The 13,407-nt window shown below is 60.2% G+C and carries 13 protein-coding genes; 5 read left to right on the top strand and 8 right to left on the bottom strand.

Annotation, left to right across the window (positions count from 1 at the left end; translation table 11 throughout):
- Positions 1-22 precede the first annotated feature (22 nt).
- Positions 23-532, bottom strand: coding sequence for a hypothetical protein (locus ACTQV4_RS04995; protein ID WP_427728267.1), 510 nt, complete (start codon positions 530-532; stop codon positions 23-25).
- Complete coding sequence (locus ACTQV4_RS05000; RefSeq protein ID WP_154517147.1) at positions 529-825, bottom strand: hypothetical protein; 297 nt, start codon at positions 823-825, stop codon at positions 529-531. The genes ACTQV4_RS04995 and ACTQV4_RS05000 overlap by 4 nt, the downstream gene beginning before the upstream one ends.
- Before the next feature lie 344 nt (positions 826-1,169).
- On the opposite strand from ACTQV4_RS05000, the gene ACTQV4_RS05005 reads away from it, so the two are divergent.
- Genes ACTQV4_RS05005 through ACTQV4_RS05015 form a run of 3 tightly spaced genes read left to right on the top strand, consistent with a single transcriptional unit; the run spans position 1,170 to position 4,794 of the window.
- Positions 1,170-2,771: an FAD-binding oxidoreductase gene (locus ACTQV4_RS05005; protein ID WP_441569409.1), complete on the top strand. Its 1,602-nt coding sequence runs from the start codon at positions 1,170-1,172 to the stop codon at positions 2,769-2,771.
- A gap of 2 nt (positions 2,772-2,773) precedes the next feature.
- A complete protein-coding gene (locus tag ACTQV4_RS05010) occupies positions 2,774-3,592 on the top strand; it encodes an electron transfer flavoprotein subunit beta/FixA family protein (RefSeq protein WP_441569410.1) in 819 nt (272 codons plus the stop codon).
- Complete coding sequence (locus ACTQV4_RS05015) at positions 3,589-4,794, top strand: FAD-binding protein (RefSeq protein WP_441569411.1); 1,206 nt, start codon at positions 3,589-3,591, stop codon at positions 4,792-4,794. Before ACTQV4_RS05010 ends, ACTQV4_RS05015 begins: the two co-directional genes overlap by 4 nt.
- Here ACTQV4_RS05015 and ACTQV4_RS05020 read toward each other — a convergent pair.
- Positions 4,791-5,603: an HD domain-containing protein gene (locus ACTQV4_RS05020; protein WP_441569412.1), complete on the bottom strand. Its 813-nt coding sequence runs from the start codon at positions 5,601-5,603 to the stop codon at positions 4,791-4,793. The genes ACTQV4_RS05015 and ACTQV4_RS05020 overlap by 4 nt on opposite strands.
- A 513-nt stretch (positions 5,604-6,116) precedes the next feature.
- Here ACTQV4_RS05020 and ACTQV4_RS05025 point away from each other — a divergent pair.
- Positions 6,117-7,139: a 2-keto-3-deoxygluconate permease gene (locus ACTQV4_RS05025; protein WP_441569413.1), complete on the top strand. Its 1,023-nt coding sequence runs from the start codon at positions 6,117-6,119 to the stop codon at positions 7,137-7,139.
- A gap of 281 nt (positions 7,140-7,420) precedes the next feature.
- On the opposite strand, the gene ACTQV4_RS05030 is transcribed toward ACTQV4_RS05025, so the two are convergent.
- Positions 7,421-7,543, bottom strand: a complete 123-nt coding sequence (locus tag ACTQV4_RS05030) for a hypothetical protein (protein WP_441569414.1) — start codon at positions 7,541-7,543, stop codon at positions 7,421-7,423.
- A gap of 3 nt (positions 7,544-7,546) precedes the next feature.
- Here ACTQV4_RS05030 and ACTQV4_RS05035 point away from each other — a divergent pair, with 3 nt between their 5' ends.
- Positions 7,547-8,440 (top strand): GGDEF domain-containing protein, encoded by an 894-nt coding sequence (locus tag ACTQV4_RS05035; RefSeq protein WP_441569415.1) that lies wholly within the window; start codon positions 7,547-7,549, stop codon positions 8,438-8,440.
- 56 nt (positions 8,441-8,496) lie between these two features.
- Here ACTQV4_RS05035 and ACTQV4_RS05040 read toward each other — a convergent pair whose 3' ends face one another.
- The 4 genes from ACTQV4_RS05040 to ACTQV4_RS05055 form a co-directional block, all read right to left on the bottom strand.
- Positions 8,497-9,732, bottom strand: a complete 1,236-nt coding sequence (locus tag ACTQV4_RS05040) for a phenylacetate--CoA ligase family protein (RefSeq protein WP_427719611.1) — start codon at positions 9,730-9,732, stop codon at positions 8,497-8,499.
- Positions 9,733-9,747: 15 nt separating this feature from the next.
- On the bottom strand, positions 9,748-10,356 hold the full coding sequence (locus tag ACTQV4_RS05045; RefSeq protein ID WP_441560110.1) for a 2-oxoacid:acceptor oxidoreductase family protein: 609 nt from the start codon (positions 10,354-10,356) through the stop codon (positions 9,748-9,750).
- A complete protein-coding gene (gene iorA, locus ACTQV4_RS05050; RefSeq protein WP_441560108.1) occupies positions 10,356-12,266 on the bottom strand; it encodes an indolepyruvate ferredoxin oxidoreductase subunit alpha in 1,911 nt (636 codons plus the stop codon). The genes ACTQV4_RS05045 and iorA overlap by 1 nt, the downstream gene beginning before the upstream one ends.
- A gap of 135 nt (positions 12,267-12,401) precedes the next feature.
- Positions 12,402-13,337, bottom strand: coding sequence for a DMT family transporter (locus ACTQV4_RS05055; RefSeq protein WP_427728283.1), 936 nt, complete (start codon positions 13,335-13,337; stop codon positions 12,402-12,404).
- Between the last annotated feature and the right edge of the window lie 70 nt (positions 13,338-13,407).

Consider the following 13,407-nt stretch of genomic DNA (forward strand, 5'->3'; position numbering starts at 1 on the left):
GCCCCTGCGAGCGCGTCGGCCACTAGCCTTTTGCCTGTGCCACCCGCACTTTGACGCGCGTCGGATTGCCGTGGGTGTCGTAGGTCTTGGCATCGAGTGCCTGAATCTCGATATATGCCTCGCCTTCTTGGATATCGCCGGCGGGGCAGGTCTCAACCGTCTTGCCGGCTTCGACCACACCGGACTCATAGATGGTCTCGTCGTTTTGAATCACGCGGAAGCGCTGGGGAAACTTGTTGTCTTGGACGTTTTGCACGTTGACGCGCAACTTGCCGCCTTCCTGCAACTGTGCGACCGGCGCGACCGAGATCGTCATCATGTTGTCGCGGACGATGGCGTCGAGCTCATCCTGGATTTCTTGGCGCGATTTACCTTCTGCCGTCGTGACTGAGGCGCCCGCTTCGGGCACGGGCTGCGACTGCCAGGCGTATAGCCCTACGGCGATGAGGGCGCAGACGACAGCCAGGCAGACAACGACGAGTTTCTTGCGACGCCCCAGTCCTGCAAGGCGGGGCGGCTTCTTCGCACTCATGCGGCGTCCTTGGTGGTGTAGACACGTGCGAACGTGGACGGGTCCGCTCCAAAGAGCATGTGAAGCATCAGGCGGCGCGAGTAGATGAGCTCGTCGAAGTCGTGAGGGAGCTCGATGTTGTGGATACGCGCGATGTGGTGGGCGAGCGCCGAGAACGACTCGGGGTCGCAGATCACATCGGTGGTGACGTGGTAGACCTCCGTACCTGGAAATGCATCTTCGTCGAAAGGCAAGAGATAGGGGTCGTCATCGACTTCGATGGCGAAACCGTATTGGGGCCAGTAATATGCCATGGAAACCTCCCTGCTCTGGGGCCAAAATTCCTATTGGTTTGGCTGTCGATGCCGACCGTATCAGCCGCAACTTGCCCAATAACTAACCAATTGCTTGACGAGCCGATATCTCCGCAGGTAAAAGCATGTGAAAAAAATCTCAACTATTTTTGACTGATAAATGCACATGTTGTGGCTGCGCGGCAACGTGTGGCAAAAGCGTCGCTTGTCTCGAAAATTCCACCGTTCGCCGAATTGCGCGAACGTTAAAAACGTCAATTATGGAGACGGTCTCGAACATGTCGGTGAAACGATGCGGTAACATTTCCCTGCAAACACTGTAGTTAGCTAAAGGGGGAGTTCGCGTGTCTGCAACCATCAAACCCTTCACCGACGAGTTCGAAGAGTATGGTCGCGATGAGTCTCGCACATCGGGCGAGGCCTCGAGCATCTCGTTTCCGACAACGGAGGACGAGGTCCGCGCCATTATGGAAAAGCTCCATGCCGAGCGTGTCCCGGTGACGGTTCAGGGCGCCCGGACCGGTCTTGCCGCCGGCGCCGTGCCTCATGGCGGTCACATTCTCAATACTTCCCGCATGAATCGCTACCTAGGCATTCGCCGCGATGAGCAGGGCCGCTTTCTTTTGCGCGTGGCGCCCGGCGTCGTGCTGTCTGAGCTGCGCAAGCAACTGGGCAAGAAAGTGCTGCCGACTGCCGGCTGGGACCAGACATCGCTTGAGGCCTACGAGGAGTTCCAGGAAGCTCCCGAGCAATTCTTTCCTACCGATCCCACCGAGGCATCTGCCTGCCTGGGCGGTATGGCGGCATGCAACGCTTCCGGCGCCCGTAGCTACGCTTACGGCCCCATGCGCCCTCACGTCACGGGCCTTCATGTCGTGCTGACCGATGGCGACCTGCTCGAGCTTCACCGTGGCGAGGTTTTTGCACAGGGTCGTCGCCTTTCGCTCGTCACGGTGCAGGGCCGCACGCTCGAGCTCGACCTTCCCGACTACACCATGCCCAAGACCAAAAATGCTTCGGGCTATTTCGTTGCTGACGATATGGATGCCATCGATCTGTTTATCGGTGCGTGTGGCACACTCGGCGTCATCACCGAGCTCGAGATTGCCCTGCAGGCGGCGCCTGCGGTCGTTTGGGGCGTGAGCTGCTTCTTTGACAACGAAGACAAGGCCGTGTCCTTCACCGATTCTGTACGTCCCGTTCTGTCCCACGCGGCTGCCATCGAATATTTCGATGCGGGCGCCCTGGATATCCTGCGTCGTCAGCGCGAGCAGTCGACCGCGTTCGCCTCGCTGCCGGCGCTCGACAAAGACGCCAAGGTCTGTGTCTACGTGGAGCTCGACTGCGACGACGAAGCCCAGGCGACTGAGGAGCTGTATCACTTGGGGTGGGTACTGGAGCTTGAGGGCGGCAGCGACGATGCGACATGGGTCGCGCGCACCGAGGTCGATCGCGAGTGTCAGCGATTCTTCCGCCATGCGGTGCCCGAGAGCGTCAACATGCTCATCGACGAGCGTCGCCGCACGGACCCCACCATTACCAAGCTGGGGTCGGATATGTCGGTGCCCAACGCACACTTGGCCGATGTCATCGCCCTTTATCGCCGCACGTTGGCCGAAAGTGGGCTTGAATCTGCCGCCTGGGGGCACATCGGTAACAACCATCTGCATGTGAACATTCTGCCGCGCGATGCGCGGGATTACCGCCGCGGCGAAGAGCTCTTTGCCCAGTGGGCTTCCGAGGTCACGGCCATGGGCGGCGCTGTCTCCGCCGAACACGGCGTCGGCAAGATCAAGGCGGGCTTCTTGGAGACGATGTACGGTCACGAGGCCATGGTCGAGTCGGCGCGGCTCAAGCTCCAGCTCGATCCTGCCGGGCAGCTGGGCCGCGGTAACCTGTTTTCGGAGAAGCTCTTGGATGAGCTCGTCCAGAAAGGGGGCGCGTGAAGATGAGCGATTTCCATATGGTGGTGTGCGTCAAGGCGGTGCCGGGCAGCACCGAGGTCAAGATGGACCCCAAGACCAATACCATCGTGCGCGATGGCAAGCAGGCGGTCATTAATCCCTTTGACACGAGCGCTTTGGAATGCGCGCTGGCGCTGAAGGACGACTTTATCGGCTTTGGCATGGACGTGCGCGTAACGGTGGTGTCGATGGGCATCCCCGCGACTGAATCGCTATTGCGCGACTGCATCGCCCGAGGCGCCGATGACGCACTGCTGCTAACCGATCGCGCCTTTGCAGGTGCCGATACCCTGGCAACCACCTATGCCCTCAAGTGCGGCATCGAGGCGCTCGACGAGGACTTCGACCTGCTCATCTGCGGCAAGATGGCGGTGGACGGCGATACGGCCCAGATTGGTCCCGAGCTTGCCGGTGCCTTCGAGATTCCCTGCGTGACCGACGTGAGCTGCGTGCAGAGTGCGGGCTTTACGACCTGTGGTTCACTGGCGCTTGTTCACGGCTGCGATGCCGGCGAGGAGACGGTCTATCTTGAGATGCCGTGCGCGATGACGACTGCCAAGGAGATTGGCCAACTGCGCATGCCGAGTATCGCCGGTATTCGTGCGGCCGAGGAGGCGGACGTGCGCGTGGTCAACGCTGCCGACGTGAACGCCGACCCCGCGCGCTGCGGTCTTGCCGGCTCGCCGACACAGGTCGTGCGATCGTTTGTGCCCGACCGCGACCAAACGTGCGAGACCGTTGACGGAACGGCGTCCGAGCAGGCGGCGAAACTTGCCAAGATTATCGAGGGATGGCATAGATGAGCGGACTGATTATCGATAGCGAAGCCTGTATCGGCTGTGGTCGCTGCGTTCGCGCCTGTGCCTCGGGCGGCATCGTAGTGGAAGGCGAGCGGCCCAACCGTTGCGCCCGCGTAACCGACGGCTGCATCCTATGCGGCGGGTGCGTCGACGCTTGCCCCGTCAATGCCATTTCGATCGAGCGCGAGGAGGCCGCCGGCGCGGTTGACCTCGATGCATATCGAGACATTTGGGTATTCGCGCAGACCGACGAGCGCGATACGGTGGCTCCCGTTGCCTTCGAGCTCATGGGCAAGGGCCGCGAGCTTGCGGATACACGCGGCTGTCGCCTGGTGGCGCTGGTCGGCATGGGCCCCGAGGGTTCTCTCGGTGACCTGGAGCATCTGGTTTGCGCCGGTGCAGACGAGGTCCTGATCTGTCGCGACGAGCGCCTGCGCCAGAACGATGTGGAGGTCTACGCCCGCCTCATCTGCGATTTGGTGGCAGAGCGCAAGCCCGAGGCCATTCTGTACGGAGCGACCGCCTTTGGCCGCGAACTGGCACCCGGCGTTGCCGTGCGTTTGCAGACGGGCCTTACGGCTGACTGCACCGTGCTTTCGATGGATGCGGAGACGGGGCTGCTGCAACAGACGCGTCCGGCGTTTGGCGGCAACCTGATGGCCACCATCGTCTGCCCCAATCATCGTCCCCAGATGGCAACGGTGCGCCCCGGCATCTTTAAGGCGCCCGACTTTGACTACGGCCGCTCCGGCACGATCACCCAGATAGCACTTGCGGATGATGCTAAGGCTCGTGTCGAGATCTCGATTCCCGCCGAGGAGTGGGGACAGCAGGCTTCAATCGCCGATGCCGAGCGCCTGGTCGTGGTAGGTCGCGGCATTGGTTCCAAGAAAAACCTGCCGCTGATGCGAAGGCTCGCCGAGGCTCTGGGAGCCGAGCTTGGCTGCACGCGACCCGTCGTGGAGGCCGGCTGGTTGGAGTATCGCCATCAGATTGGCCAGACGGGCGTATCGGTTTCGCCCAAGATTCTTGTGAGTATCGGTGTTTCGGGCGCCATCCAGCATCTTGCCGGCATCGGTGGGGCGGAATGCATTATCGCCATCAACGAGGACCCGGATGCCCCCATCTTTGGTGCTGCCCAGTACAAGGTTGTCGGTGATGTCGTCGAGGTCGTCGAGGAGCTGCTGGCCCAGCTTGAGCGCTAGGCGCGCGCCAGCCAGTCGCGCATCTCTTCCCTAAGACGGCTCCAGGTTGCCTGTGTGGCGGGGTCGGTAAAGGGCTGCGTAATACCAAAGGGCGCGTCGAGCAGGCGGTAGATATCGCCCTGCTCGCGCGCCAGCGCGCGGCTCGCCGGATAGACGAGCTCAAACATAAAGCAGATGAGTCCTACCAGGTAGTCCGCGGGCTCGTCGCGTTCATCACGTGCGACGCAGCGGTGCTCGTCAAAGGCGGCCAACGTCGGCGCCGAGAAGTGGCTGGCGAGAAATGCGTCCTCATCCACCTTGAGGATGGTGTCGACGGTGCTGTCGGCGATGGTGCGCATAATGTCGATTTTGTCGCCATCGCGCACGATATCGCAGAAGCACCGTGTACGCTCGTCGAGTTGTGCCGGCAGGCGAAAGTCACTGTGATAGGCGATGCTCGCGCGGATGAGCTCGTCTTCTGCCGGGCTGTCGATAAAGTCGCGGATACTTGTTGCCGCGGGCGCGTCTGCAGGGTTTTTGCCAAAAAGGACCTCGAGGCCCAACTTCGCATGGTTCATGCTCTCGGCATCCTTAAACGTGTCCCAGCGTCGCAGCTGCTCAAAGCGGCCCATATCGTGCAACAGCCCACAAAGCCACGCCAGGTCAATGTCCTGTGGTGCCCAGTCCTGCTTGCGTGCCACGGCATCGCATGCCTCGGCAACGTGGTACGTATGCTCGATTTTGAGCGCGATACGCGGATTGGCGGCATCGTAGGCATCGGTGTAGGTCCTGAAGGCCGCGATTGCCCCCGTTCGATCGATAGCTGTCATAACGACTTCCTAAAAAGCTATGTCTTTCTGTGTCTTTCGATCCGGTGGCAATTGTAGGTGAACTCGGTTGCCGCCGGACGATGATTCTGCCATGTCGTCGAATGCGGCTCGGAAAGCTTGTCGGGACGAGGAACGCTATGGTGCTCAAAATCGTTAAAACCGTCTGGCCGGTGATGCTTGCCTATGTTGCGATAGGTGCGCCGTTGTCGATGTTCCCACCGCTATTGCGGGTTTCGTCTGCACATCGCTCTTTATTTGCCTGCTCTTTTCGCAGCGGCTGTCGGCGTCGTTGCGGTGGCAATCAAGACAAAGTCGATGTTGTGGTGCTGCGTCTCGGGTATCGGGCTCTATATCGTTTTGAGCCTCGTATAGGAGTGGGGTGCGTTTACCGTCCGGGCCCAACGAATCGGATTTCTCACCGAGCCGGTCTGCTTCTTCTGGTACCATGGTCAAACTTTACTGTAGCAAAGCATGACGTGGGCTTTTCTCCGCGTCGACGGAAATGGGGGTTTCATGGCACAGGAAGCGATCGCCAACGAGCAAAAGAAATTCAAAGTACCGCGCATTCCGGGTGACATCATGATCTACCCGATGATCGTCGGCCTTTTGCTCAATACCTTCTGCCCGCAGGTCTTCGAGATCGGCGGCTTCTTTACCGCCGCCTGCCGCGGCGGTTCCAATACCATCGTCGCCGCGATCCTGTTGTTTGTGGGCGCCGGCATCAGCTTTAAGTCCACGCCGGGTGCCATCAAGACCGGCATCGTCGTACTGATTCCTAAGCTTGTGGTGGCAGCCGTGCTGGGCTTGAGCGTTGCGTATTTCTTTAACGACAACTTTTTGGGCCTGAGCTCGGTTTCCATCATCGGCGGCATTACGTTTTGCAACATGGCGCTCTACACGGGCATCATGGGCGAGTTTGGCGACGAGTCCGAGCAGGGCGCCGTGGGCATCCTGTTCTTCACGGCGGGCCCTGCGGTTACCATGATCATTCTTGGTGTCTCTGGTCTTGCCAACATTCCCGTTGACACCATCATCGGTTCCATCCTGCCGCTCGTGATTGGCATGGTTTTGGGCAACCTCTTCCCGTTCATCAAGAACCTGCTGGTTCCCGGCACCAATCCTGCGATCGCCGTCATCGGATTTCAGCTCGGTGCGTCTATGAGCCTGTCGAGCTTTATCACCGGCGGCATTTCCGGCATCTTGCTGGGCCTTGTCACGTTGTTTGTCGTCGGTCCCATCACCTTTGCGTTCGAGCGCCTGTGCGGCGGTAACGGCAAAGCCGCCGTGGCTTGTTCCACCATCGCCGGCACGGCTATGACCACGCCGGTTGCTCTTGCCGAGGTCGCGCCGCGCTATGCCGATCTTGCGCCCACCGCATACGCTCAGATCGCCACCGCCGTCATCATCACGGCAATCATGGCTCCGATTCTGACCGGTTGGGTCGATAAGAAGTTCTGCCAGGGCAAGGAAGACCTGTCGCCCGCCGGTGTCGAGGCCATCGAGGAAGCCGTCGCGGCCGACATCGATGGCGAGTAGCCATCGGCGCCCATCAATGATGCTGGCGTGCAACTCGCGCCGTGAGAGCGCCCGGGCGCTCTGGTATTATTCCCTCATTCCCCTCTGTATTGGGGGAGTTATGGTGATGCGTGCGGCTCGGAGAAGCGCTGTCGGTTTGATGATGGGGAGATGGGCCTGGTGGTTAAGGCGCTCAAGATTGAGATATTCCTGCTAAGCATGATTGTTCTTATCGGGCTTGCCGTGCGGAGTCGTCGCTCCTTGTTCTCGAGCACCCAGCAGCTATTGTTTAGCACGCTTGGCTACACCTCTGCCGCGTACATATTATTCGATATGATCTGGGTGCTATTGGATGGTGTGGACGGCACGTTGGGCATTGCTGTCAACTGGATTTCCAACGCGGTTTCGTTTTCGCTCTTTGCCATCGTGTGTCTCATTTGGTTTATTTTTCCGAGACGGTGCAGGGTTCTCGCCTTTTGGCCTCGCGCTATAGGGTGGTGCTTGTAGCGTCGCCTACGGTTCTGGTGGTCGTGCTGGCGTTTACCAGTTACTGGACGCACGCCCTGTTCTATATCGATTCGCAGGGCGTGTATAGTCGCGGCTCTGCTTATATGATCCAGCCCATTGTCAGCTACTGCTACGTTATACATACGTCCCTACATGCGTTTGTGCAATCTCGCAGGGTCGAGAGCCTGCAGACGAAGACCATCTATCGAACCTTGGCATTTTTCGCCATTCCGGCCCTGGTGGGCGGTACCTTTCAGGTCGTATACTCGGTGCCCGGCCTTTGTGTCGGCATAATGATTGGCATATTGTTGCTCTACATTGTCTTCCAGGAGCAGCTCATCTCGACCGACCCGTTGACTGGCCTCAACAATCGCAACCGTTTTGAGACCTATATACTGTCGCTCTTCTCAAATGTGGATCAGGCCGAAGACGTGTATCTGCTTATGATGGACGCCGACGGCTTTAAGCAGATTAACGATCGCTATGGACATGTGGAGGGCGACCATGCTCTTCAGGTCATATCCGCTGCACTCAAAGAAGTCTGCTCGGCGTCTGGTAGCTTTATCGCGCGTTATGGCGGCGATGAGTTCGTGGTGCTTCAAAAGGCGATGGCGGAGCAGGATATCTTGCATCTGTGCGCGGCAATCAACGACGAGCTGGCGTGCGCCGAGGTTCCGTATCTGTTGCGGATGTCCATCGGCTACGCACGGGTTGGTGATGGCGTCGATACCTGGCAAGACTTGCTCCGTGCTGCCGACGCGGAGCTCTACCGCGTAAAGCGCGAGAAGAAGAAAGTCGGCGTCCAGATACGCTAAAAAAGGGGGCGCACGACCGTTGCGATGGTCGTGCGCCCCTTCTGCGCTTTCGGGGACTAGTATCGGCTGTCGAAGATGCGCCTCGTCTTTTTCTCGGAGCGGGGTAGCTCACCGAGCGGTACGGCGGTCGCCTTGGGCGTGCAGCCGATCTTGGCCTTAAAGACGGCAGCCACTTCGCGCTCGCATGCATCGCGCTCGGCGCCCGTCAGCTCGCTTTCGAACAGTAGCTCGAGTACATCGCGACCGTTGACGGCCTCAATCATTACCTGGTACTCCGAGCTCGCTCCGTCGACGAACTTAAGAACTTCCTCGATCTGCGCGGGAAACATATTGCAACCCTTGACCTTGATCATATCGTCGGTGCGCCCGACCAGGGTGTCGATGCGCGGGTGGTCAAGGCCACAGGCGCATGTGCCGGGGATGATGCGTGTCAGGTCGTGCGTGCGGTAGCGGATAAGCGGTGCGCCTTGCTTGCGCAGGGTTGTAAGAACCAGCTCGCCCACTTCGCCGTCAGGAAGGACCTTGCCGGTCTTGGCGTCGACGATCTCGCAGTACACGTAATCGGACCAGATATGCATGCCGTCGTGCTCGCGGCACGAGATACCGATGCCCGGACCGTAAATCTCGGTGAGACCGTAGATGTCAAAGATCTCGATGCCCAGCTCGTTTTGGATGCGCTTGCGCATCTTTTCGCCCCAACGCTCCGAGCCGATGACGCCGCGGGTTAGGTGGAGCTTGTCGCGCAGACCGCGTTTGGTGATTTCCTCGGCCAGCAACAGGGCATAGCTCGAGGTTGCCGTGATGACGGTCGATCCTAGGTCCTGCATCATCTTGAGCTGCTTTTCGGTGTTGCCGGGACCCATGGGAATGGCCATGGCGCCTAGGCGTTCGCATCCCAGCTGAAAGCCGATACCCGCCGTCCACAGTCCGTAGCCCGGGGTAATCTGGATGCGGTCCTGCGCGGTGATGCCGGCCGTGCGATAGCAGCGGGCGAACATATCGGCCCAGTCGTCCACGTCCTGTTTGGTGTAGGGGATGATCACGGGCGTGCCGGTGGTTCCGGATGAGCTGTGGATGCGAACGACTTCTTCGTCTGGTACGGCCTGGATGCCAAGCGGGTACGCCTCGCGAAGGTCCGCCTTCTCGGAAAAGGGCAGCTGCTCAAATTCTTCTTGTGTGGAAATGTTTGCGATGTCAATTCCATCGAACTTTTTGGCATAAAACGGCGAGCGGTCTTTAAGGGTCTGGAACTGCTTGGTAATAAGCTCAAGCTGCGCGGGCTGCATCTTCATGGTTTTGTCCTTGCGTTAACGGGAGGCGAATGCGGAGATGGCGGCAACGGCCACATCAATGGCGCGGTCATTGAGTGCGACAAATTGGGAGCGCACGCTGGCGTGCATGGCTGCGCGAAGTTCCTCGACGGTGAACCCCAGGTCGCTTATGGCGACGGCGCTTGCCAGCAGCGCGACGTTGAGCGCTTTAGGCGAGCCGATCTGCTTAATGAGTGCGGTGTCGTCGACCAGCAGGCAATTGGGGACAGTCTGCCGCAGGTGCTCTAGAAAGGGCTTGGAGCTATAGGCGTCACGCGAGAGCGCCGCCGTTACGGGTTGCACGCTACTCGTAGCACTTACCAAGGCGCCGCCGGGACGTAGATAGCCCAGGCAGCGCACGGCCTCGGCGGGCTCAAATGCAATGATGAGGTCGGCCTCGCCGTGGGCGATAAGCGGCGCGTCGATGCGGGGCTCGTCCTGATTTGCCAGTCGGACATGCGATACGACGGAGCCGCCGCGCTGGGCCATGCCAATGGTCTCGGCGGTGCGCACCCGCCAATTTCGGGTTTCGGCTGCCTGCGCGAGCAACTTGGCGGCAAGGACGGTGCCCTGGCCGCCCACACCGGTAATCATGATGTTGAGCATTAGGCCTCGCCTCCCTTTGCGGCCTCTGCGTTTGGACCGATGGCTCCAAACTTGCAGACCTGCGTGCACAGGCCGCAGCCGTTGCAAAGGGTCGGGTTAACGCGTGCACGTCGTTGCTCGGCGTCCCAAGAGATAGCGGGGCAGCCGATCTGCGTGATGCAGCGTTTGCAGCCCGTACAGCGGCTCTCGTCGACGCAAAGCGCGGGTTTGGGCTTGCTCAGCGTAATGCAGAGGCCCTCACAGATGAGCGCCGAGGGGCCTTCGTGCGTAATGGCGCGTTGGGCGGCTTCGGTTGTCTGGGCTAGGTCAAACGGGTTGGCATGTTCGATGCAGGTGACGCCCAAGGCGCGCAGCACGGCCTCGATTTTGATGGGCTGGGTTTTGGTACCATCCAAACGCAGGCCGGTGCCTGGATGAGGCTGGCCGCCCGTCATGGCGGTGGTGGCGTTATCCAGCACGATGACAGTGATGTCGTGGCCGTTGTAGACGGCGTTGGCGATGCCGGTCATGGCACTGGCAAAGAACGTGGAGTCGCCCACAAAAGCGATCTGCTTTCGCGGGGGTTCGGCAATACCTAGGCCCTGGGCCATAGTGATGCCGGCCCCCATGCACAGGCAGGTGTCGACGGCATCGAGCGGGGCGGCGTTGCCCAACGTGTAGCAGCCGATATCGCCCGAAAGGACGGCGTCGGTAGCGCCTATCGCTTTGAGTGCCTGCTTGACGGCGTAAAAGCTGCCACGGTGCGGGCATCCGGGACAAAGTACCGGTGGGCGCACGGGGAGTGCGGGCGGTTTGGGAAGCGAAGCGTCGGCGCGTGGGGTAACAGCCTGGGCGGGGATGCCAAGGAACGCCGCCAGGCGCTCAACCAGATCGTCGACGGTGTTCTCGCCACGACCGGGCATGGTGCCGTCGAGCTTGCCGTGCACGGTATATGCCGCGTGCGTACGGCCCGCTAGACGCAGCATCTCGTCCTCAAGGACAAAGTCGAGCTCTTCGACGACGAGAATTTGACCCAACCCTTCGGCAAAGCGCCCGGCAGCTGCAGTGGGGAAGGGATAGGGAAGGCCGACCTGCATCAAGCGATAGGGCGGCACGGCGATGTCTGCCGCCGCGGCGCGACGCTCGATAATCGCCAGCGCCTCGCGCGTGTATGCATACGAAACGCCACCGGCCATAATACCCAGGCGCGGCGTGGCATCGCCATGGTTTTCGATGGGGTTAAACGCGTCTGCGACCTTGCCGCTGGAGTAGGCGTCTGCAATCTGCGGCAGGCGCTCGTTAACCTCGCCATGGGCGGCAAACGAACGGCGCGGGAAGATAACCCATTTGGGATCCTTCTCAAAGGTGCCAGCGGGATGTGCGACGGTATGCTCGGGTACCTCCAAATAGGTTGAGGCGTGACATACGCGGGTGGTGGGGCGCACGATAACGGGCGTATGGTAGCGCTCCGAGATTTCAAATGCCTCTTGCATCATCGCGTAACCCTGCTCCAGATTTTGCGGATCGAGCACGGGGATCTTCGCAAATGCGGCAAAGCGGCGCGTATCCTGCTCGGTTTGAGAGGAGATGGGGCCGGGATCATCGGCAACAAACAGCACCAGACCGCCCTTGATGCCCACGTAGTTGAGGCTCATGAGCGGGTCGGAGGCAACGTTTAGTCCAACTTGTTTGCAGGTAAAAAGGCAGCGCGCTCCTGCATACGATGCACCTGCCAGCACCTCGAGCGCGGCTTTTTCGTTGGTCGACCACTCGACGTGGACACCCTCGGCACTACCTTGGGCCTTGAGTTTGGCAACTGTCTCGACAAGTTCCGTCGACGGCGTGCCCGGGTAACCGGCGACCACGCGAACGCCCGCCGCAAGCGCGGCATACGCAAAGGCCTGGTTTCCCATAACCAGTTTCTTATGCATCTGTATCCCCTCGATGTCGCCGGCGCGTTACGGCAAGACGGCGTCTGCCGCCGCGACTCGGTACGAAATCAACGAGATACAGTGTACTCCATTAAGCTAAAGCGAGAGCTGCCCTTTTCCAAACGGGGTGGTTTGTTAGGCCTTTTTAGGTTTGTTGACAATGATGATGCCACTGCAGACCAAGAGCAGGGCCACAATTACGGTAACGGGGCTCGTGCCAGCGCCCTCTCCGAGCAACAACGCGCTCAACAGCACGCCAAAGACCGGGTTCATAAAGCCAAAGACCGAAACGCGGCTAACGGGGTTGACGGCGAGTAGGCGGGACCACAGCGAGTACGCGACGGCGGAAATGAGCGCCATATAAATGATGAGCGCGATGGCGGGGGCGATTTCGGTGGGGAATAGCGCGCCGCCCATCAAAAACCCGATGGCGGTAAGGACCAAACCGCCGACCAAAAACTGCCAGCCGGCGAGCAAGACGCCGTCATGCTCGCGCGAGAAGATGCCAATGAGGCAGGTCGACAGGGCGCCCGCAATAGTGGAAGCCAAGATAAATCCCTCGCCGTCGAGTGTAAAGCCAAAGGTGCCGTCCGCACCCGAAAGGTTGACGAATGCGACGCCGGCAAAGCCCAGTACGCAGCCGAGCACCTTGGTCGCATCGAGCTTTTCGGTGCGAAACGCCAGAGCGGCAAAGAGGATGGCGAGGAAGTTGGCGCTGGCCTCGATGATGGAACTCGACATGGCGCTGGCGCGCGAGAGTCCCAGGTAGAAAAAGAAGTACTGCCCGATAGTCTGGAAGAGCGACAGGATGCAGATGGGCTTAATGTCGCGAGCCTGTGGAACGAGTGGGCAGCGCTGGGCCGCGCTCATCCCAACGATAACCAGGGCGCCGGCAAGCGTGAAGCGCAAGCCCGCAAAGAGCAGCTGCGAGGCGCTATCGTGCGCGGGGATGCCAAAGAGCTCGTAGCCGATCTTGATGCAGGGGAAAGCCGACCCCCAGAGTGCGCAGCAGACGAGGCAGCCCAGGATGAGTCCGGGCAGGGTGGCGAGATACGGCTTGCGGCTTTCCATGATGTCCTTCCTGTATGCGCGAAGTAAAAAAGAACCCGCCACCGGGTGTGCCGGTGGCGGGTGTTGTTAC

It is taken from the genome of Collinsella sp. LCP19S3_B11 (assembly GCF_052121915.1).
GTDB lineage: Bacteria > Actinomycetota > Coriobacteriia > Coriobacteriales > Coriobacteriaceae > Collinsella.